Source organism: Variovorax sp. ISS6 (assembly GCF_056523145.1).
Genome location: NZ_JAWRZC010000001.1, coordinates 3760637 through 3780079, shown reverse-complemented (window position 1 = coordinate 3780079; position 19443 = coordinate 3760637). Strand labels below are relative to the sequence as shown.

Annotated in this window: 19 protein-coding genes; 2 read left to right on the top strand and 17 right to left on the bottom strand. The window is 66.3% G+C overall.

All coding sequences use genetic code 11. The features are described from left to right. Window positions 1–2 precede the first annotated feature (2 nt). The 11 genes from AC1HIL_RS17540 to AC1HIL_RS17490 all read right to left on the bottom strand — a co-directional run bounded on the left by AC1HIL_RS17540 (window position 3) and on the right by AC1HIL_RS17490 (window position 9793). Window positions 3–1541, bottom strand: coding sequence for a hypothetical protein (locus AC1HIL_RS17540; RefSeq protein WP_479672325.1), 1539 nt, complete (start codon window positions 1539–1541; stop codon window positions 3–5). Next, window positions 1538–2188 carry a hypothetical protein gene (locus AC1HIL_RS17535; protein ID WP_479672324.1) on the bottom strand — a complete coding sequence of 217 codons (651 nt, stop codon included), beginning with the start codon at window positions 2186–2188 and terminating at the stop codon, window positions 1538–1540. Before AC1HIL_RS17535 ends, AC1HIL_RS17540 begins: the two co-directional genes overlap by 4 nt. Window positions 2189–2191: 3 nt before the next feature. Then, on the bottom strand, window positions 2192–2629 hold the full coding sequence (locus tag AC1HIL_RS17530; RefSeq protein ID WP_479672323.1) for a hypothetical protein: 438 nt from the start codon (window positions 2627–2629) through the stop codon (window positions 2192–2194). 10 nt (window positions 2630–2639) lie between these two features. Then, window positions 2640–3140, bottom strand: coding sequence for a hypothetical protein (locus AC1HIL_RS17525; protein ID WP_479672322.1), 501 nt, complete (start codon window positions 3138–3140; stop codon window positions 2640–2642). Continuing rightward, window positions 3137–4366, bottom strand: a complete 1230-nt coding sequence (locus AC1HIL_RS17520) for a hypothetical protein (protein ID WP_479672321.1) — start codon at window positions 4364–4366, stop codon at window positions 3137–3139. The genes AC1HIL_RS17525 and AC1HIL_RS17520 overlap by 4 nt, the downstream gene beginning before the upstream one ends. Before the next feature lie 2 nt (window positions 4367–4368). Next, complete coding sequence (locus tag AC1HIL_RS17515; RefSeq protein ID WP_479672320.1) at window positions 4369–5037, bottom strand: phage adaptor protein; 669 nt, start codon at window positions 5035–5037, stop codon at window positions 4369–4371. Next, window positions 5034–5645 carry a hypothetical protein gene (locus AC1HIL_RS17510; RefSeq protein ID WP_479672319.1) on the bottom strand — a complete coding sequence of 204 codons (612 nt, stop codon included), beginning with the start codon at window positions 5643–5645 and terminating at the stop codon, window positions 5034–5036. Before AC1HIL_RS17510 ends, AC1HIL_RS17515 begins: the two co-directional genes overlap by 4 nt. Before the next feature lie 57 nt (window positions 5646–5702). Continuing rightward, a complete protein-coding gene (locus AC1HIL_RS17505) occupies window positions 5703–6182 on the bottom strand; it encodes a hypothetical protein (RefSeq protein ID WP_479672318.1) in 480 nt (159 codons plus the stop codon). A 58-nt stretch (window positions 6183–6240) separates the two neighbouring features. Further along, the gene (locus tag AC1HIL_RS17500) at window positions 6241–7530 is read right to left on the bottom strand and encodes a phage capsid family protein (protein ID WP_479672317.1); all 1290 of its coding nucleotides are present in this window, start codon (window positions 7528–7530) and stop codon (window positions 6241–6243) included. Window positions 7531–7571: 41 nt separating this feature from the next. After that, on the bottom strand, window positions 7572–8684 hold the full coding sequence (locus AC1HIL_RS17495) for a hypothetical protein (protein ID WP_479672316.1): 1113 nt from the start codon (window positions 8682–8684) through the stop codon (window positions 7572–7574). Window positions 8685–8917: 233 nt separating this feature from the next. Further along, window positions 8918–9793, bottom strand: coding sequence for a hypothetical protein (locus AC1HIL_RS17490; RefSeq protein WP_479672315.1), 876 nt, complete (start codon window positions 9791–9793; stop codon window positions 8918–8920). A 213-nt stretch (window positions 9794–10006) separates the two neighbouring features. Here AC1HIL_RS17490 and AC1HIL_RS17485 point away from each other — a divergent pair. Beyond that, window positions 10007–11289 (top strand): IS3 family transposase gene (locus tag AC1HIL_RS17485; protein WP_245610619.1). Its coding sequence is split into 2 segments (ribosomal slippage): window positions 10007–10343 and window positions 10343–11289, totalling 1284 coding nucleotides; the frame shifts between segments, so codons are not numbered across the junction. Here AC1HIL_RS17485 and AC1HIL_RS17480 read toward each other — a convergent pair. The 3 genes from AC1HIL_RS17480 to AC1HIL_RS17470 all read right to left on the bottom strand — a co-directional run bounded on the left by AC1HIL_RS17480 (window position 11222) and on the right by AC1HIL_RS17470 (window position 13390). Continuing rightward, window positions 11222–11554: a hypothetical protein gene (locus tag AC1HIL_RS17480; RefSeq protein WP_479672768.1), complete on the bottom strand. Its 333-nt coding sequence runs from the start codon at window positions 11552–11554 to the stop codon at window positions 11222–11224. The genes AC1HIL_RS17485 and AC1HIL_RS17480 overlap by 68 nt on opposite strands. An 87-nt stretch (window positions 11555–11641) precedes the next feature. Further along, window positions 11642–12499, bottom strand: a complete 858-nt coding sequence (locus tag AC1HIL_RS17475; RefSeq protein ID WP_479672314.1) for a DUF2829 domain-containing protein — start codon at window positions 12497–12499, stop codon at window positions 11642–11644. Window positions 12500–12703: 204 nt separating this feature from the next. Next, a complete protein-coding gene (locus tag AC1HIL_RS17470) occupies window positions 12704–13390 on the bottom strand; it encodes a hypothetical protein (RefSeq protein ID WP_479672767.1) in 687 nt (228 codons plus the stop codon). 109 nt (window positions 13391–13499) lie between these two features. On the opposite strand from AC1HIL_RS17470, the gene AC1HIL_RS17465 reads away from it, so the two are divergent. Then, window positions 13500–14309, top strand: coding sequence for a hypothetical protein (locus AC1HIL_RS17465; protein ID WP_479672312.1), 810 nt, complete (start codon window positions 13500–13502; stop codon window positions 14307–14309). A 5-nt stretch (window positions 14310–14314) separates the two neighbouring features. Here AC1HIL_RS17465 and AC1HIL_RS17460 read toward each other — a convergent pair whose 3' ends face one another. Genes AC1HIL_RS17460 through AC1HIL_RS17450 form a run of 3 tightly spaced genes read right to left on the bottom strand, consistent with a single transcriptional unit; the run spans window position 14315 to window position 19350 of the window. Beyond that, window positions 14315–16663, bottom strand: a complete 2349-nt coding sequence (locus AC1HIL_RS17460; protein WP_479672311.1) for a portal protein — start codon at window positions 16661–16663, stop codon at window positions 14315–14317. 10 nt (window positions 16664–16673) lie between these two features. Then, window positions 16674–18425, bottom strand: coding sequence for a terminase (locus tag AC1HIL_RS17455; protein ID WP_479672310.1), 1752 nt, complete (start codon window positions 18423–18425; stop codon window positions 16674–16676). After that, window positions 18409–19350 carry a terminase small subunit gene (locus AC1HIL_RS17450; RefSeq protein WP_479672309.1) on the bottom strand — a complete coding sequence of 314 codons (942 nt, stop codon included), beginning with the start codon at window positions 19348–19350 and terminating at the stop codon, window positions 18409–18411. Before AC1HIL_RS17450 ends, AC1HIL_RS17455 begins: the two co-directional genes overlap by 17 nt. Window positions 19351–19443: the final 93 nt, after the last annotated feature.

Genomic DNA, 19443 nt, shown 5'->3' with positions numbered 1-19443 from the left:
GGTCAGATGGGTGGAGGGTTGGGCCTGCGCGAGTCGGTCAGCCAAGGGGTCAGCGGGAAGGCGCTGACCTGCAAGTCGTTGTCGCGCAGGAAGGTCACGACCGTGAAGTCCGCGAGGGAGAGCTGCTCCTGGCCGGGCGCCGGCGCATCGTTGGGCGGCAGGCCGTCGCGCGCGATCGTGCCGCGGCGCGACCAGGTCTGGCCGTAGTCGGCGCTCTGGTACAGCGAGTGCTTTCCGTCCCACATGGGGCACACCATCAGCTTCGTGGACAGGCCGCTCACGATGCCGGTGTAGTTCTCCTTGAACGGCATCGCGGCCCGATCGACGAGATCCGTGCCGTTGGGCGTGAACCGCACGCGCGCCGGGTACATCCAAGCCTTGCGCCCTTCCAGCGGCGCGGGGATGTTCCGCGTGAAGATCAGCACGCCGCCCGGCACGGCCAGTGGCGCGCGACCGGCGTAGATGCCGGCGTCTTCCCCGGTGCCCTCGTAGAGGACCTGCGTCTCCATAAGCGAGCAGCCAGCGGCGACGTCGACCAGCCCGAGCTTCACCTTCACGCGCACGGCGTTCGAACCATCGACGTAGGGCACGCGGGCCACGACCACCGAGTAGCGCCGGCTCAGCGGCGCCGAGGTGATCTCAGCGTCCGAGATTCCCTGGTTGAATCGCTGGGCGCCGGTCTCGTTCAGCGGTATCCCCTGCATGGAGGCGATCTCCGCATCGAACATGTTGGTCGACGAGCACGGAGACCAGGTGCGGCCCGCGTCCACCGAGTAGGTGAAGGTCAGCCCGGGGCACGCCGCCGCGTTGACGGCCGTGGGCGAGTAGACCGGCCGCAGGTAGCGGTCCATCTTCAGCAGCACGCCGGGCGCGAGATGCAGGATGTCGGGGAACCAGCCGAGCTGGTTCGCGACGTAGAGGACATCGCCGAACGCCTGGTTCGCGCCGTCATCGGTCACGTAGGCCTGCGCGTGCTGGCCGTCCTCGAGGAGGATCGGCACGGCCACGCCAGCGTAGAACTTGTGCGCGGCGCCGTCTTGCCAGTAGCCGCCCCGGGTGTAGGTCACCAGCGCATAGCCGCCGAGGTACGGCACGAAGCTGTCCACGGCGTAGTGGTCCTTGAGCTGCTTGCCGGTGCGGGTCAGCTGCAGGTTCGTCGTGAAGACCCGGCAGGGCCGGCCGTCGAAATCCAGGAAGTTGCCGACGTCGGTGTTGCTGATGACGCCGCCCTGGCCCTTGCCGTAGTAGGCAAGCTGCGACGTCACGAAGCCACCGGCCTCCGGCGCCGGCCCGCGATCGGAAAACGTGCGCGCGTCGCTCGATCCGCGAATCCGCGTGCCGCCGCCGGCCACGCGCCCGAGAGAGTAGTAGCCGTCGAGCTTCTGCCCCTGGAAGATGTTGGTGAAGTCGCCGCTCTTGCGCACGACCACGTCACCGCGCCGGCGCGTGCTGAACGTGGGCAGTCCATCCTGCACCCAGTTCGCTGCCTGACGCCCCAGCGAGGTCGGGCCGTTGCGGAACTTCCCGTAGGCCATGCTCAAGCCTCGGGCGGTGGAGCTGGATCGCCGACCGTGGCGCGCGTGCCGACGAATGCGGTCCAGAAATCCGAGGGCTCGGGCGGCGTGGGCGTGCCCGCCCGGAAGCTGAGCAGGTTCATGTCCGAGTCGCTGCTCGTCGCCATCTTCCAGATGTGGTCGTCCAACGTCCGGTCCGATGCACCGTACGAGAACGCCGGATTGCCCTCGAAGAAAACGGACAGCCGCGGCACGCTGCCGGACGTGAAGCGAAAGAGGATCGTCGTGTCCTCAATGATCAATTCAGGCCACGTGAAGTTCTGGTTCGGGTCTTCGGTGTACCAACGCACCGAGCAGCCGGTGTTCGAGATGTTGATATAGAAGTTGCCCGGCATCAGGTCGCCGACCGAGTGTGCGCCGTACTCGACTTCGATGATGTCCGAGAGCGGACCGCCGAAGCGCAACTCGATCTCGTACTCCGACTGACCAGCAAACTCGGGAATCCTGATCTGCGCATCGCCATAGCCCACGGGAGGCATCAGCGACCCGAACCCGGACAGCAGCAGACGGCTCCCTCCCGCGAACGGCGCGGCCCAGAGGTGGCCACCACCGGCGTCGTGGCCGACGACGGACCCTGGCGGCCCGTTGAACTCGTCGAGGAAGATGTCGGCCACGGATCAGAACGTCGGCAGCGTGATGTTCGCGGCGTTGATCGATTGCGGCGCGCCGGCGGTGAGGTTGACGCTCGACATGTTGAGGTCCGCGCCGGCCGTGCCGCACTTCCCCTGCAGGCGTGGCTGCGTCGTGCTGGCGGTGCCATCGTCGTCGCCCGACACGATGCGGAAGTGCGAGGCCGCGCCGCTGCCCGTGTTGACCCCGCTCCAGACCTGGGCGGCCGCTTTCGGCAACGTGCCGTTGGCCGGCTCGTCGAAGTTGAGGGGATTGCCGGTGCTGTTGTCGCTGACGATGCACAGCACGGCCGGCGCGGCCGCGGCATCGGCCGAGGCGGGCTCGGCGCCTGCAAAGATGATCAGCACGGGGTTGGGGATCGATGCGATCAGCGAGCCCATGCTCAGCATGGCGTTGCGCAGGCCGGTGGAGGCTTTGAGGGTCATGGGGTGTCCTTCAGGCGGAGACGAGGGAGTTGACGGCCACCACGTTCAGCTTGTCGCCGGTGGCCAGCACCTTCGGCGAGCTGAAGCGCATGGCGCTGATGAGCACGCCGGTCGTGGCGCCCTTTGGCGAGGCGGAGACGATGAAGCCACCGTAGACGGTCTTGTTCGCGGTCATCACGAACTCGGCCTTGCTGGCGCTGTTGTCGACCGACCCGTCCACCACCGCGCCTGGAACGAAGGGCACGCGCTGGGCCGCGGCGTAGGCGGAGCATTCCGCCGCCGCCGCCGCGATGGTGCTGGCCTTCACGTCGGGCTGCGGCGTGTAGTTGCCCTCGAACAGGCCGATGAACCAGGTCGGCACCTGCGTGCCCTGCTTGTAGATGACGGACGCGATGTGGTTGCGGCCCTCGATCGGGGTGAGGTTGTGCACGGTCTCGCGCTGCGACACCCTGCCGTCGGGGTGCTCCACCTCCACGAGGAAGTTGAATCCGTGCTCGGCGGTGTTGTTCATGGCTGGGTTTCCTTTCGGACGATCTCGGCGTCCATGTAGCTGCGCGCGACCGCGACCGATGCCTCGGCGCCGGCGCGCGTGGAGATGACGTGCTGCATGCCGTCGAAGGCGCGGTAGAGCGAGACGCCACGCGCCGCGGGCCCGAAGGCGATGGCGGCCTCCTGCAGGTTCTGCACGCCGCCGACCATGTCCGCCATCACCAGTCCGCGCGTCGACTGCCAGTAGGCGGCCTTCGCCGCCGGCGAGCGCACGCTCGAGCCCGGCAGCGCGCCGTAGGGCAGCAGCTCCTGCAGCCGCGATGCGTTGAAGTCCGGCAGCCAGTACGTCTTGTCGGCGCACAGGTAGATGCCGCTGTCGCACGGCTCCACCACCGTGATCTCGGCCGGCAGTGGGATGTAGCCGGCGGCCGGCTCGTACAGGCCGTAGCGATAGGGTTGCGAGAAGTACAGCGTCCTGCCCGCCGCCACGACCATGCGACCGTTGAAGTGCCGCACAATGCTGCCCGCTGGCATGACTCCGGTCTCGATCGTCGAGCAGCGCCGGCCGGTCTCGAGCGGCGCCAGCACGCTGAAGCGCCCGTCCGTCGAGGTCTGGGCCAGGCCGAGCAGCTCGCCGTTCGGGCCCGACAGGTAGAGGTTCACGGCCAGGCCGTCGAGCAGCACGTCGCTCAGCGCTAGGCCGCCGCCCTCGGGCACCTCCACCTGCTGCACGACGGTGGCCGGCGACTCGCCGTCTTCGCCCTGCACGGTGAAGGTGTAGAGGTAGCGCCCGGCGGGCAGCGCGCCAGCGGCCAGCGACAGCACCGGCGCGCTGTCCAGCGGCGCGGTCGCGATCGCGCGGTCCTCGCGCTCGAGCACGCGCCGGATCTCGGCGCCGTTGGTCCAGTAGACCGCGCCGTCGGCGCCCAGCGAGTACGACACGTCGGCGTGGGGCATGCCCTCGCGTACCGGCGTCTGGTCCAGACCGGCCCCGTTCGGCTCGAGGCGCGTGAGCACGTCATCGACGACCGCGAAGCCGAATTTGCCGTCGTTGTCCCACGCGCTGTGCCAGGCGCCGGCCAGCGCGCGCGTCGCGCCGACGCGGCGCTTCACGTAGCCCTGGGCATCGATGTCGACGTTGTCGGCGCCGTAGAGGAACGTGGCGCCCTCGCCGCCATCGGCCAGGCGCGTGGCTTCGCGGCGGTTGTTGATGCCGCGCGCCAGGGAGGTGAAGTTGACGTCGCGCATCGTCAGAACGGATAGACCACCGTCTGGTGATCCTGGTCATGCCGCGAGGTGCGGCGGAGGTCGCTGTCGGGTGGCAGGCCGAAGTAGGTGGCGAAAGCCGCTTCGGCCTTGCCGGCGCGCACGGGGTCGAACGAGTCGGCGTCCGGTACGCTGAAGGCGCGGAACAGCGCCCAGTCCACGAGATGCCTGTGGTGCGCCGTGTGGATCTCCGGCACGTCGTCGTCCTGCTCCATCGCCACCAGCGGCAACCGATAGCCCTCGAGCCGGAGCACGCCCCCGACCGAGGGCACCCGCGCGAGCCGCAGCGACTTGTCGTCCTGCACAGCGTGGTCGACGAAGCCGAGCTCGCGCCGCCAGTCGGGCATGCTGCGATCGAGCTCTCCCGAAGACTTCAGGGTCACCTGTCGCGGCCAGCTGCCGTCAGCGGGCTCGAACACCAGGTGGTCGAGCTCGTAGATGCTCGGGTGAAGCACGTAGACGGCCGTGCCGGCCTGCACGGCGATCTCGCAGATCGCGGCGCTGGCGCTCTCGTGCAGCAGCCGTGCGCGCACCGCCGCCTCGTCCTGTGCTTCGTTCAGCCACGCGATGACGTCCGCCTCTTCGAAGAGCGGCGGGTCGGCGCGGTCCTTCGCGTCGACGCGAAAGGCAGCGATCAACGCTTGGAGGTTCATGGCACCCCGTACTGATCGACCAGCTCGACGAGGCGGGCGCGCATGTTCTCGACCGTGAGGGTCTTCGGCACCTTCTGCTGGAACTTGTCGAAGCCCCAGTCCTGCAGCGCGTCCTTGTCCATCGAGTCGAGGGTCTGCACGAGGTCGAGCCGGCTCTGTTCCGCCAGCCTGCGCGCCTCTTCGACCTTCTTGGCTTCGGCGAGCACGGCGTCGGTGTCATCCTCGGGCTCGTGCGCACCATCGTCGGCGGGCTGGGTGCCGCCTGCGGGCGCGCCATCCGCCTGGCCGCCCGCACCGTCCGGTGCAGCGCCTTCGGCGGTGCCGCCGTCCGGGCCCTCGCCAGCATCGCCAGCACCCTGGGTGCTCTCGCCGCCTTGCGCGTCGGGCGCGACAGGAGCCGGCACCACGGCGGGCGCGGGCGCCGCCGGCGCGATGACCACGCGCTCGAAGCAGTCGCTGTGGCGCAGAAACTTCGCGACCAGGTCGAGGTCGGGGATGACGCGCACCTGCTCGCGCTCGAAGGATAGGTTCGAACCGTAGAGGCGGTCATAGAACGGGTCTTCGCGCCCGATGTACTTCACGGGCACGCCGGCGGTTTTGGAGGCCATGGTGGAATCCTTCAGTGGGATGGGAAAGGGGAAGGCGCCAGGCCCTCCCCACTCGCGTTACTTCGCGCCGAGACGCTCGCCGTGCACGATGAAGTCGACGCGACTGGCCTTGGCGTTGGCCGCGCCCGCCAGCGTCAGCACCAGGAAGGCTTCCTTCGCCAGCGTCACCGGGGCCTTCGCCGAGGTGGTGCGCAGCCGCGCCGCGGCGTTGAGCGCGATGCCCGCGCCGAAGTACGCGAGGTCTTGCGGCACCTCCGCGCTGTCGACGCCATCGGCGTACTCGAAGCCGATCGAGCCCGTCACCGCCGCGGTCATGGCGGTGGACACGATCACCTGCAGGTCCTCGAGGCGGAAGCCCGCGGGCAGCTCCTGCAGGTAGACCTTGTCGCTAATCGCAAGCGCGAGCTCGGAGTTGGCGCGCAGCGGCGCGCCATTGGCGCCCGTGTCGAGGCGCGAGCGCAGCGTGGTCACGTTGCCGTAGGCGGCCATGCCGCCGAACTGGTTGACGCCCAGGCCCTTGAGTTTGATGTTGGCCATTGTGTGGCTCCTTGGAAAGGTGAAGGGAGAGAGGCCGGGTTGCCCCGGCCCTGGGTCATCAGCCGCGCGGCTTGATGATGGGCACCACGGTGTCGAGCACCGTCACGCCGTGGTCGGTGAACTGCACCTCGTCGCCGTGGTCCACCGCGAAGCGGATCTTCGACAGGCCCTGGATGACGCCGATCAGGATTTCCAGCTTGTCGCGGTGGTCGTCAGGCTCTTCGCTCCAGAAGAACGGCATGCCGCTGTGCTCGGAGGCAGCGAAGGCCTGGCCGAGGGCTTGACCGCCGAGTAGGATGGCGCGGTCGATTGCGAACTTCGTGGTGAAGCTGCTGGGCACGACCGCGTCGCTCTCGACCTCGGAGTCATAGGCCGCGCAGTAGTGAATGACGTCGCCCGCGTAGAAGCGGATGGGCTTGGGCATCTTCACCAGCAGGATGCCGTTCCACAGGCCCGCGTCGCCGAGGAAGAGCGGGTGGTCCTTGATCAGCCGCGCGCGCGCCACGGCAGCCGCCTGGAAGTTGCGGAAGGCCGGATCGGTCGCGAAGCCGCTGTACTGGGCCGGCGACAGCAACATCACCCGGATCGGGCTGTCGGTGGCGGCCTGGTCGCCGTCGAACTGCACCGGGGGTGGCGGCAGCGCGATCTGGTCGATGTAGGCGCGCACGGCGTCGACGGTGCCCATCTTCAGCAGGTCAGTCGACGCGATGTCGACCTCGCCCGCGTTGACCGTGAACTGGTCGATCGCACCAGCCTTCGCCATGAAGTGGCGATTCTTGGTCGGTGCCTTCACGCGGTTGACCAGGATTTCGGCAAAGTCGGCGTGCGACTCGACCGGCACGCGCCATTCGATGTTGTCGTGGAAGCCACGTGCGCCAGCCATGTGGACCAGGATGGACTGGTCGAGGTAGTCGTTGGCCTTCTGCTGTGCCAGCGGCCGGCCCACGCGGCGCAGGTCCACCGGGCTGCGGATCTGCGACATGACGTCGCCCATGTCGATCGGGAAGCGCGCCTGATTCACGCGCAGCCGGTCTTCCGACAGCTTGACGCCCACGCCGCGGCCCTTGGCGTACTTGCTGCCCATGATGGGATAGCCGCCGCTCGGGTTGATGAGGTTGAACTTCACCTCGTCGCCACGGCCTTGGCCCAGGTCCTGCACCTGCACAATCGGCATGTGGTTGCTGGACTGCTTCTTGATCGTGGCGATCGCGCCCTCGAGCTTCGGCATCTTGCCGACGAGGCGGTTGATGGTGGTGTTGCGCTGCTGGCTCACCGCGAAGACGCCAGCGGCTTGCTGGACCATCGCCTTCGGGTCGCCATACTGCATCTGCGTTTTGGTTGCGGTCATCTAGACCTCCTTGATTTGTGGTGCTGTGTGGGCCTGTCGGCTCACAGAGATCGGTTCAGGAACGCATCGATCTGCTCGGCTGTCATGCCGTGCATGGCTTCCGCCATCGCTGCGGGCTCCATCGCCGCCAATCGCTCGTGAGGCGACAGCGCGTCGGCCTTCCCGCCCGGGATGTCCGAGAGGGAGGCCGGCACGGCCGGCGCCGCCGCGGCGATGGCGGCTTGCGCGGCTGCCTTGGGATCGGCTGCCGCGGCTTGGCTCTTTCCAGCGGCCGGTGCCGCTGCGGGTGCAGCGGTAGCCTTCTTGAAGTCGTTGAACAGCTCGACCACTTCCTGCGCACTGCCCTTCGCCAGCACGTTCTGCAGCGTGGGCTGCACGTAGCTGGGCTGCCCCGCGATCCACGCCTTCAGCTCGGCGCTCTCCGCCACGGAATCCGCGTCGGGGTGCGCCTTGTAGATGGCGTCGAGGTGGGCGTCCTGGGCGCTGCGCTGCTGGTGCTGCTGCAGAGGAGCGATCGCCTTGCTGATCCGCTCCTCCACGCGCTGGTCAACCAGCGTCGCGATGCCCTTGGCCAGCGCCTCCTCGGAGAAGTCACCGAAGAGGGCCGGGTCCACCCCGCTGGCGATCGCCGCTTGCGCGGCCGCCACCTGGTTGTCCGTCCTCGTCGGCGCTTGCCCCGCGTCGGCGCGCTGTTGCGCCTGGACCTGCAGGTCCGCGAGCTGGCGCTGTGCCGTCTCCGCCTGCGCCTTCCAGTGCTGCTCGCCTTCGCGGGCCTGCACCAGCTTCTCGTAGGGGATGGTGTGCTTGCCATCCTTCGCGAGCACGACGGCGTTGGACGCATCGGGCTCGGCTGCGGGAGCTGCTGCAGGCGCCAGTGCGGGCGCTGCTGCGGGGGAAGGCGCGGCCGAAGCAGCCGGGGCTGCCGCGGGTGCGGGAGCCGGCGTTGCTGCGCTGCTGTTCGTGTCGGCGCCGCTCGCTGCATCGGATGCGGGAGCGGGTGCGGCTGCAGCAGTGGTGGACGCGGGCGCGCCACCGTCATCCAGCCCGAAGCTGGTATCGCCCGATGCCGCGAGCTCGAGAAGCTCAGCGGCCTGCTGCGGCGTCAGTGCGCCGTTGATTTCGTTGGTCTGGAAAAAGTCGTTGGATGTCGTCATGCCTGTCCCGCCACATATCGCCGTGGCCGCAAGGGGCCAGCAATCCGGTGCGAGCCCTGATCGGGCCGCGCCATCTGCCTGGAATCCACGGTGTTGCTACCGTGACCTCGCCCCGGCGCTCACGCGCGGTGCTTGAAAGGCAGTGTCGAAAGAGGGATAGGAAAAGCGAAACCCTACAGGGGGCAAAAACGAAGTTGCAGCCTCTGAGGGCGGCAACTTGAGCGACACAGCGGCTAGATTTTTTCCGTCTGATAGATGCGATGCAGCTCGTGCTGAATTACTTGTCGAAGCATCTGCTGCGCCGAAATCAGAAGCGGCATCTCATCGCGGCCTAGTCGAGCGGCCTTCGCATGGACAAGTTTGCCCCGCAAATTTAATACCTTGGTGTAGAGAAGAATTGCGTCGTCACGGTCCTTACGGCTACCTCCAAGCAAAAACGCAAATCTATCAGCGAGGCGTTTCGAAAGACCATCAACGTGGCCAGCGCTACCAAGTAGAGCTTCCATACCTATACATGCCGCGAGGTAGGCGAACGTGTCGTTTTCCGCAAGCAGGGAATCCATATACCACTCAATTGCAGCCGCAACGCTTTCGAAGTCTAAATTCCCACTTGCGCCGAAATAACGCCTCACCGGCTCGAATTGAACAGCAATCGCATCTGCTAACTCCTCCTCGTTCTCAGGTGCGCGACTAGGGTGAGTTAGAAGGCTCCCCTGCACTGGCTCGCCGTACAACCACGCTCCATTAAGCGTGAGCTTCGAGACATCAAGGCTTAGCCTCGCGAATTGCTCACCCAATCGTTCAGGAATTGAGAGCCGAAAAAAATTGGTTCCTTCTCCGTTATTCAAGGCTGTTTCTACACGAGTTGGAGCGAAGGCTGAAACGCAAATTTTGGAGGCTTGAACGATAAAAAGAAACTGTTTCGCGAGTGAAAAGCATTGCGACGCGGCTGGAGACTTTGCAGAGCGATCGCTATAGCCGTTGGCATCAAACTCGAGAAATCGCTCCCCCTTTGGTGGATACACCATAGGCCCAAAAAATCCGCCTGCTCGAACCTCATTTGCTGGTGTCGATTCGCCGTGAAAGACTAACCGCAGGCTGTCGGCCAATGCGATCGTTCTCGGAGCTGCAGATGGAAACGAAGGTAGCTGAATGCGCAGGGTGTACGTCCTGGGTATAGACTCGATAAATGTTTTAATACGATCGACAAGTCCCGCACGCATATCTGCATTTTCGGGCGCCGCGAGCGGCCCAGCTCGTGAGATAGCCCCCTGATTCCCCGGTCCCGTCCTATCGCTTATCTTTGAGATAGGAATAGGACTATGAATACGACTAGGCATACGGAGTCGGTGGAGGTGATTTTGAAAGACCAGCGCCGCAGGCGCTGGTCCCTCCCTGAAAAGGCAGCGCTGGTGCGGCGCACCTACGAGCCTGGGATGAGCGTGTCGCTCGTGGCTCGACAGGAAGGCGTAGCGGCCAGCTTGTTGTTCCAGTGGCGCAAGCTCGAGCGGCAAGGCGCTTTGACTGCCGTGTCCGCTGGCGAAGCAGTGGTTCCGGCGTCTGAGCTGGCGGCTGCCCGTGCGGAAATCGCCAAGCTGCAGCGCGTGCTCGGCAAGAAGACCTTGGAGAACGAAATCCTCAAGGAAGCCGTGGAGTACGCCGCCGAAAAAAAGTGGATTGCGCGCTCGCCCTTGTTGCCCGGGGAAGACCAGTGAAGACGGTCTGCCGGACGATGGGGTTGGCGCGCTCGCATGTGTGTGAGGTGCTGGGACGCGGCGACGACTGGACGGACGGTCGAACGCATCGCACACCGAAAGGCGATGCAAGCTTGCTGGCCGAGCTGCGCCACGAGATTGCCGAGTTGCCAAGCTATGGCTATCGGCGCGCCTGCGCCCTGGTGAACCGCCAGCGCGACGCCAGGGGCGAGGCGCGGGTCAATCCCAAGCGCGTGTATCGCGTGATGGCGCACGCGGGCTTGCTATTGCCCAAGGCACCACGACGACGCCAGTCGGCCCGCACGCATGAGGGTCAGGTGTCCGTGACAAACAGCGACCTGCGCTGGTGCTCCGACGGCTTGGAAATCAAGTGCGACTCGGGCCAGACGGTGACGGCCACCTTCGCCAAGGACTGCTGCGACCGCGAGGTGATGGCCTGGCGTGCCTGGGAAGGCAAGGGACTGCCGGGCGAGCCGGTGCGCGAGATGCTCATCGAAGCGGTGGAGCGGCGCTTCGGGACCGTGGAAGCCGTCCCCGCGGGCCACCGGCTGGAGTTCCTGAGCGACAACGGCGGCGCCTACATCGCGGCGGACACGCGCGCACTGGCACGCTCGCTGGGCTTGCAGCCCATCAACACACCCGTATGCAGCCCACAGAGCAACGGCATGGCCGAGAGCTTCGTCAACACCTTCAAGCGCGACTACGTGGCGCGCATGGACCTGCGTGACGCACAGACGGTGCTGGCGCAGTTGCCGGCCGCCTTCGAGCACTTCAACGAGGTGCATCCGCACTCGTCGCTGAAAATGCGATCACCTCGGGAGTTCAGGCGGCAGCAGGCCGCCCAGGTGCGCCAAGAGTCAGTGATGGACCAGGCGCTTTATTGCGAATAGGACGGGCCCGGAAGTACGGGGGCAACATCACTCGCTCTTTGTGCAGATGCCGAAACATCACGCACTCTTCAATCAAGATGGTTTCGATATCGCTTGGCGCTAGATACTCTCGCTGCAAGTCAGCGAGCATATCGACCGCCTTGGACCACTCGTCGCCCAACTTGGCCATCGGCCCATCAAGATTCAGAATGCCTACGTAGTCTTCAACGACCCGAAGGTACTTGCCTTTGAGTTCAATCTTTCTTTCCTTGCTTTGATCGCTCATCCGCGGATTTAGCCACAGGCAAGGTCAATTCGTACAACAAACCGGCGAAGGTGGATGTGACGACGATCGGCAAGGGGCGGCGACAGCTCAGACAACCACCACCCAGTCCTCGGCCAGCATGTCGGTCTGCGAGGCCAGCCAGCCCATGAGGATCTCGCCGGTGGCGGTCTTCATCGTGATGGATGGCAGCACCATGGCAGTGCCGTTCGGCTGCTGCTCGGCCCACTTCCGATTTGCCGGCGCCCAGAAGTTTGCAGCCGGCACCTCGCGCGAGCCGTCGCAGCTCAGGGCGAGCCACATGTCCTTGCCGTTCCAGCCGAGGCGCGCGACGCGCTCGCCGTGCTTCAGGGCACGCAGCGCTGCGCCGAAGTCGAGGACCGAGCGCTGCCCGCGCGCGGCGAACACCGCGTCAACGGCGTGCGCGGCCTGGCCTTGCCCTTCGTCGCGGTGATCGTCGCGGACGGGGATGCAGACGATCTGCGGAGCGGCCGCCGGTGCTTCGAGCAACGCATCGATGGCGCGTCGCACCTGGGAGCCCGTCTCCGCGCCACTCACGCCGCGCTCCGCGACGCGGTCGGCCATCGCGTGAGCAACGGACAGCTCAAGGTTCTCGCGGTGCGAGGATTGACGGTGCTGCGTTGGCGCTGGGTCCTGCCGCGCGGCCTGGCCCTTCTGGTAGGGCATCCACTCGCAGAAGGCGTTGTCCGGCCGCGGCTCGCCGTCCTGGATCAAGCTCACGCTGGTGCGGCTGTGCGGCACGCCGTTGGCGTCGAGGACGGTAAGGTTCACCAACGACGGGGACCAGACGTGCACGACGATTGCCGCGTAGGGCTGATCGGCCCCGGCCGGGTGGCGCGCGAAGCCAGCCTCAGCGCCGTTCGCATACGGATAGAACCAGACCACGCGCCCGATGGTCGGGATGATGATGGGACTGGGGGTGTTCATGAGGTCCTTGAAATGGAAAAGCCCTGCGCTCTGGCATCCCCGGTAGCGGCCGTTCCCCTTGCGGGGTGGGATGCCAGAGCACAGGGCTCTGGGTTGGTTGTCTTGGCCGCTACCCGTTGACGTGGTGATCGTCTCCAGTGGCGGCGTGCGGAGCGAGCCCTACAGGGGGCGCCTTCGGGGCGGCTCAGGTAGACATGATGGCGATCAGCGCGTGTGGTCGACTTTGATGTCGCCGAACATTCCCGAGTAGATCAGGGCTTCCCAGATCTTCTTGATCGACTGGCCAGCCTCTTGGCTCAGGAACAAAGACGACCGGGCGCCACGAGGCGAGCCAAGAAAGTAGCCTCGCATCGACTCCCATGTTTCGGCAACCTCCGACCATTCAGAGCACGGCACCTCTTTGCGGAGTAGTAGCGGCAGCGCGATCGCCAGTGGAATGGTTCCACCTGGGGCGACGTAGCGCTCCCACTCGCACCGCACCAACACCGGTGTTGCCTCTGCGTTATAGAACTTCGCCTTGAGCTTCTCAGCCGTGATCCGCGCCGCGTGATGGCGGGGCAGCGCGGCCACAGAAGCAATGATCTCGTCAGCTCCGGAGCCGTACGGGCAACTGATGAAGCCGTTCACGAAACACCGCGTGTGGTCGAGGCCCTCGTACCCACACCGCCTACCCGGCCTAGTTTGAGGACTGCGATCACTGTCGTTGCTCCACACAAGCGGGTGCCATGTGGGATATGCGTCAATGGCGGGACCGATCTGGTCCACGATGTCCCGGAGCGCATTTCGGCTCTGGGTGCGTTGCCCTTCGTCAACCCCTTGCATTCGGTTCACCAGGTAATCCTCGGCTTCGTTGTAGCCGTCCAGCGCCGCTTCGTCTGCTCGAAATGCCATAGCTCACTCCTAAGTTGCCCGATCATGCATGATATTGCAATCTTATGCGTAGCATGCAATACTCATGCATCCCGAGGGCCTTTTGGTCAAACATCAAGCGAGGGACGACATGGGTAAACAACGAGACCTTTACAGGGGCCTGAAACGGGCGAAGGATCAGCTTGACGAGGTTTTTGAACGGCCACAACAGTCCGTCGTGGTTCACTATTCCTGCGAAAGCTTCTACGACCGAGGGAACAATCCGACGTCTCCTCGAGTGACATCGCTGGCCATCCGCAATCTCGATAGCGGTCAGACCCGCTCGTTCTCGATCCACCTGATCGCAGAGCGCAAAGGCCTTTTGAACCAAATTGACCAGCACTACGACGCCTTGGAGCTGGAAATGCTCAACGAATTCTTCGATGCGGCGCGAGAGCGGAAGCAGTTCCTCTGGCTGCACTGGAATATGCGCGATGCCAACTTCGGGTTTGAGGCCCTCGAAAACAGAGTTCGTGCCCTCGGTGGGCAAGCTGTTTCAATCCCCGAAGAGCGCCGCTACGACCTTTCGCGCATCTTGGTTTCCATCTACGGCACTGGATACATCGGGCACCCTCGACTGGAAAGCTTGATGACTAAAAATCATGTGACGGCGCGTGATTTCTTGAACGGGCCTCAAGAAGCAGCGGCGTTCGAGAACAAGGAATTTGTGAAGCTTCACCAGTCCACGCTAAGAAAGGTGGACATCCTTGCGAACCTAGCTGGTCGCGCGCACGCCAACGACCTGCAAACGAACGCGAGTTGGATGGACAAACACGGTCGATCGATGAAGGCCGCGATCGAATGGCTCAAGGAACATTGGCTTTTCAAAGTCGTGACCCTTGTGATCGCGCTTGGTGCCGCGCTGTACAAGTGGTGGCCTGCGGTCAAATCCTGGTTCTGAGCAGCTCAGGCTCCCGCGCCTTCGAGGTTGTCTGAGGTTCGCGCCGTCTCGATGCCCTCCATGCCCTCGCCTCCACCGCGCGGCCGTGGCGGGAAGGTCGGGCTGGTGTTCTCGCGTACGGGTGGCGCGGCCGCCGCTTCCTGCTGCGCCGCCGGCGCGACCACGCCCGCGCCGCCCTGCCCCTGGAGGTACGGGTCCTTGATGTTCATGGCCGCGGTCTGCGATGGCGTGGGGAAGTTGGGGTCGTCCCCGCCCGGGCTGGGCCGCGTGTAGCCCGCGCCCTGCATGATGGCGTCGGCGATCGGCGCGATCATCGGCATTTGCGCCACCTGCGCGCCGCCCTGCATCGCAGCGAAGGCCGCCTGCACGCCGGTCTGCACCGCCTGGGCCATCAGCTGCTTGATCTGCGCGTCGGTCAGCCGCTCCTTGATGTCGAGTTCGCGGGCCTTCAGGTCGTGGCCGGCCATCTTGACCTCCTGCGCCACGCGCTCCTGCACCTGCTTCTCGATTTCCTCCGGCGAGGCCTGCTGGCCGGCGGCGCGCAGCGCCTCCACCAGGTCGCGCTTGAAGGGCACGTCCATGAGGCTCGCGAGGAACGGCATGGCGGCGGCCTGGTACTGCGCCGGCAGGCTCTTGACCGCCTCGCCCATGACGTTGAGTTGCTGCCCGCGGTAGGTGGAGCTGCTGGGAACGTCCTCGAGCCCGACCTTCAGCCGCGTGCGCTGCAGGTCGTTGCTCAGGTAGGCCACGCCGGTCTTCGGGTCGGTCTCGGGCTTGTTGATGAAGACCGTGCGATCGGGCGTGATCGCGTCGCCCTCGATGACGATGGTGTGCGGCTCCCTGCCCATGTCCTCCACGATCATCGCCAGCAGCAGCTCGCCCACCTGCGTCCGCGCGGCCTTGAAGTTGTCCATCAGGTGCGCCAGGCCCTGGTTCGCCTGTTCGACCTGCGTCTCCTCCTGCACGCCGCTGGTGGCTGTGCCGCGCCGGCCGGAGAACGCCCCGGCCGCCGCCGGCGCCACGCGCTCGAGCGCCATGCGCGCGTCGTTGAGCATCTGGAGCTGCTGGTCGGTGAGCTGTACGTCGCGCTTCACCTCGAACCGCGCGCCCTGCTGCGCCATCGCCGCGGCGTTGAGCACGATGTCGGCGTTGCGACGCCCGACCTGACGGCGCAGCTGCTCGTCGGTCATGTCGACCGCGCCCTTCGTGCGCTCCACCCGGTAGGCGCTCATGCCCCAGGTCATCGTGGCGGTGCCGCTGTTCAGCCGGTCCTGCTGGAAGATCATGCCGCGCACAAGGCCGTAGGGCACGCGCGTCCCGTCCTCTCGGTATCCCCAAAACGGCACGTAGGGGAAGTGCCGGTGCGTGTACGGGCTGGGCCCGTCGTGCAGGCGGTGCGGGCCGAGCCAGTAGCTGCGACGCACGCGCGCGACCACCGCATGCTGAGGCCGCACGAGGCCGCGGGCCAGCGAGTAGTTGTGCACCGCGTTCTCGCGGTCGTACTCGACCACGCGGCCGTCAGGCGAGCGCAGCACCACCGCCTCGGCCCAGCGGCGGTACCAGACCTCGGACACGCACATGTCCTTGCTGACCGGGTCGTACCAGTTGTGCTCGGCCACCGTCCAGCCGCGCGCCGCGTCCCAGGCGCCCGTGGTCAGGCCGGTCGAGCCGCCGCCGTCGAGCGACTCGGGCGAGAGGTTCACCCACCAGTTCTGCCCGTGCCGGCCGCACTCGATGATCAGGTCCCTGTGCTTCTTGAACACCTTCGCCACGCGGCTCGCCGGCAGCCAGCGCTCGCGGCGCAGGTAGCGCGCGTCGCTGAGGTCGTCCTCCTTCGCGTAGAAGTCCCAGTGGATCTCGTTGCGGTGCACGGCGGTGCAGCGGTACTGGTACTTGAAGGGGTCCGACTCGCGCGACACCTCCACCCAGCCCAGGCCCACGGCCGCCTGCGGACGGAAGGCCTTCGAGCACGCCTGGTCGGCCTTCGAATGACGCTCCGCCTCGTTGAGGCGGAAGTTCAGCGCGTCGGCCACGTCCTGGCCATCCGGCTGGCCGTTGGGCGTGACGCGCCAGTCCGTGCGCACCGTGGCCTCGTAGCCCTGGATGGCCAGCAGCGCCGGCCCGATCAGGTCCTCCTTCGCCGGCGGGATGCCCAGGTCCTTCTGTGCGCGCAGCAGTTCGGTGTCCAGCTGGTTGCCGTCGGCGTAGTCGAGCTCCTTGTCGGCCACGGCGCGCCACGGCGGCTGTTGCTCGATCTCGTAGATGAACTGGCGGTACTCCTCGAGGGTCAGCGCGCCATCGGCGTCGATCTCCTCCTCGATGCTCAGGGTGGTGGTGCTGTTGCTCATGGTCATGGTGGTGCTCCTACACGCGCCAGTCGGAGGCTGGGGCCTCGACGTAGGCGGTGTTGTCGGTCAGGCTGGACAGCAGGCCCAGCTCCTTGGCTTGGGCCCACTGGCGCAGCGCGTCGGCGCCCTCGGTGCAGCCGTTGCTCTTGTCGGGCTGGTCGAGGTAGCGGCTCTCCGACTGGCTGTATTTCTTGCGGTAGCCCTGAATGCGCTCGACACCCTGCTTCGTGGCGTCGAGGTCGAAGAAGGCGCCCTTGATGTGCTTGCGCACGGCGTAGATGCCGGTCATCAGATCGGTGACGCACGGCACGATGAAGAAGGCCTGCCCAGGCAGCAGCTGCTCGAGCTGCTCCTTTGTGCTCCTGTTGTAGTCGCCGAGCCGCTTGTGATTCGCGTCGTGCGGCAGGAAGTGCCCGCCATACAGGTAGCCGCGGTCCTGGAGGTGGCGCGCGTAGTGGCGCAGGTCCTCTCCATGCTCCTCGTAGTAGCCGATGAAGCGGTCCTCGCTGCGCAGGATCTGCATGAACCAGATGGCCGTGCCGTCTCTGTTGCCGATGTCCCAGAAAGTGAACACGGGCAGGTCGAGCACCGGCACCTGGCAAATGCCGCCGCGCTTGCGCAGCAGCACCATGTCCTTCGCATAGTAGTGGCCGGCCGTGGACTGCTGGAATGCCTCCTCGGGGGTCGAGGGGTACTCCTGCCACATGCGCTCCTCTTTGCCCGAGAAGTCATTGCGCAGCTTCTCGACGTACCAGGCGCGCTGGCCGAGGTCGATCTTGGCGTCGATCTTCGACTCGAGCTCATCGAAGTAGTCGTGCTGCTCGGGCGTGATGGACACGCCGGCCGGGTCGATCGAGTAGGTCGGGTCCTGCCACCAGGCGTAGAAGTGGAAGCGGTACTGGCTCGGCGTCAGCTTGCGCGCGCCGGCCACCAGCGCCTGCGCACGTTGGCAGATGTCGTAAAACTCGCCCTCGGTGCCCTCGGCGGTGCTCTCGATCACCAGGATGCCGGATAGCGGCACGGCCTGGAACGAGCCCGTGACCACTTCGTTGGCCTTCGCGGGGAACTTGGCGCAGATCTTCCCGAACTCGGAGACGTGCAGGCGGTGGATCGTGCCGCCGCGCACGCTGGTGGCCACGCGGATGCTGCTGTTGTTGTGGCCGAACAGCAGCTCCTTGGTGCTGGCGCGCGCGAGCGGGAAGCGCTGGCGGATCTCCTCGGGCAGGTGGTCGTAGGCGAAGACGACCTTGTCGCGGAAGATGGCCTCGGCCGTCTCGCGGTCCTGGGCGATCATGCCGCAGCGCTGGTTCCCGTTGAACAGCGCGTGGTCGAGCCAGAGGATGGCCACCAGCGTGGTGAAGCCGAGCTGCCGGGCCTTCAGGATGACGTTGCGGTGCCAGAGCCTGGTGATGAAGCGCCGCTGCGCCCGGTTGGGCTTGAACGGCATGACGAAGGAGTCGCCCTCGTCGATGACCTCGCCGTCCTCGTTCTTGAGCGGCTCGCCCTTCACGATGATCTGGTAGAGGCAGCCGCTGAACAGGCGCCATTCCGGGTCGCGCAGGCAGCGCTCGAGCTCGGCCGCGTCCCTGGGCAGGAGCTCGGCGTGCTTGGCGATGTGCGGCCCGCGCTTCGGCCGGCGGCGGTTGTCCCAGCGGTGGCCGAGCTGCGCGTCGACGGCGCTGCCGGGCGCGACGTCCACCGCAGTGTCGTCCTCGTCCAGCGTGCCCGGGTCGGCGGGGCGCGCCGCAGCCTTAGCCTGGAGCGCCATCGTCTACGTCCTGGCGCGGCATGAAGCCGCTGGTGCCGGCCGGAGCCTCGGGCGCCTCGGGATCGTTGGCCACGGGCCGGAACCCGTTCCCATTGCCGTTCGCGATGCTGTGCAGCAGGGCCGCCAGCGGGTCGGTCTTCTGCTGGTTGTCCTTCTCGTAGAGACCCAGGTGCTTGAACAGCTTCTCCATCGCCGCGCCCTTGTCGTGCATGGCGATCTCGATGCCGTACTTCGTCATCTTGGCGCCGGCGTAGAGCGCGAGCGCGCGGGCCGACAGCCGGCGCGTGTCGGCCAGCACCGTGCGCGGATGGCCGTCGCCGCCACAGTCCGGGCACGCCGGGTGCGGCGGCTTGAGCGGGTCGAAGCCGATGCCGCCCTTCTCGTCGAATTCAGCTGCCGCCGCGTTCTTCAGGGCGTGCTGCTCGCGATCGTGGTTGAACTCGCCGACCGTGCGCTGGTAACGGAAGCCTTCGCCCCAGCAGTGCCGGCAGCAGCCGACCTTCACCTGCACCAGCTCGCGCGGGTCGGCCAGCATGATGTTCCAGGCTTCCGTCACCACGCGGTCGGCATCCACCTGTGTCCGCTCCTGCTGCGCCTTCCGGGCGTCTGCGATCGCGGCCTGGATGTACGGTTTTGACAGGTTCTCGGACGCCATCTGCCGCGCGCTGTCCGGGCTGTACCCGGCGCGGGCGGCTGCCTGCGTCCCGTTCAGGTCGACCAGGTACTCGTCGACGAAGCGCTGCTGCAGGTCGGTGAGGCCGAGCTGGGCCGGCTCTGCGGCTGCTGGGCGGCGTGGCTTCTTCGCCTTGGCGGCCGGGGCCTTCTTGCGCGCAGGCGAACCCGCGGCCTTCTTGCGGGCGGCGGGCTTCGGGGTGGTCTTCTTCGGTGCGGGCGCCTGCTTCTTCGCCGGCTTGGGTGCTGCCATGCGCGGGAGTGTTCCGCGCGTCTCACACCTGGTCGAACCCTAGAGGGGGCTTAGCGCGCCCCGCGACTCATCAGCGCTTAGATCGCGTAACAG

Excerpts from the sequence above, each read along its gene's own strand:
- AC1HIL_RS17475 (WP_479672314.1), bottom strand. The coding sequence starts at position 12,499 with ATGAACACCCCCAGTCCCATCATCATCCCGACCATCGGGCGCGTGGTC.
- AC1HIL_RS17480 (WP_479672768.1), bottom strand. The coding sequence starts at position 11,554 with ATGAGCGATCAAAGCAAGGAAAGAAAGATTGAACTCAAAGGCAAGTAC.
- AC1HIL_RS17460 (WP_479672311.1), bottom strand. The coding sequence starts at position 16,663 with ATGACCATGAGCAACAGCACCACCACCCTGAGCATCGAGGAGGAGATC.
- AC1HIL_RS17455 (WP_479672310.1), bottom strand. The coding sequence starts at position 18,425 with ATGGCGCTCCAGGCTAAGGCTGCGGCGCGCCCCGCCGACCCGGGCACG.
- AC1HIL_RS17500 (WP_479672317.1), bottom strand. The coding sequence starts at position 7,530 with ATGACCGCAACCAAAACGCAGATGCAGTATGGCGACCCGAAGGCGATG.
- AC1HIL_RS17510 (WP_479672319.1), bottom strand. The coding sequence starts at position 5,645 with ATGGCCTCCAAAACCGCCGGCGTGCCCGTGAAGTACATCGGGCGCGAA.
- AC1HIL_RS17470 (WP_479672767.1), bottom strand. The coding sequence starts at position 13,390 with ATGGCATTTCGAGCAGACGAAGCGGCGCTGGACGGCTACAACGAAGCC.
- AC1HIL_RS17465 (WP_479672312.1), top strand. The coding sequence starts at position 13,500 with ATGGGTAAACAACGAGACCTTTACAGGGGCCTGAAACGGGCGAAGGAT.
- AC1HIL_RS17450 (WP_479672309.1), bottom strand. The coding sequence starts at position 19,350 with ATGGCAGCACCCAAGCCGGCGAAGAAGCAGGCGCCCGCACCGAAGAAG.
- AC1HIL_RS17525 (WP_479672322.1), bottom strand. The coding sequence starts at position 3,140 with ATGAACAACACCGCCGAGCACGGATTCAACTTCCTCGTGGAGGTGGAG.
- AC1HIL_RS17520 (WP_479672321.1), bottom strand. The coding sequence starts at position 4,366 with ATGCGCGACGTCAACTTCACCTCCCTGGCGCGCGGCATCAACAACCGC.
- AC1HIL_RS17515 (WP_479672320.1), bottom strand. The coding sequence starts at position 5,037 with ATGAACCTCCAAGCGTTGATCGCTGCCTTTCGCGTCGACGCGAAGGAC.
- AC1HIL_RS17530 (WP_479672323.1), bottom strand. The coding sequence starts at position 2,629 with ATGACCCTCAAAGCCTCCACCGGCCTGCGCAACGCCATGCTGAGCATG.
- AC1HIL_RS17505 (WP_479672318.1), bottom strand. The coding sequence starts at position 6,182 with ATGGCCAACATCAAACTCAAGGGCCTGGGCGTCAACCAGTTCGGCGGC.
- AC1HIL_RS17495 (WP_479672316.1), bottom strand. The coding sequence starts at position 8,684 with ATGACGACATCCAACGACTTTTTCCAGACCAACGAAATCAACGGCGCA.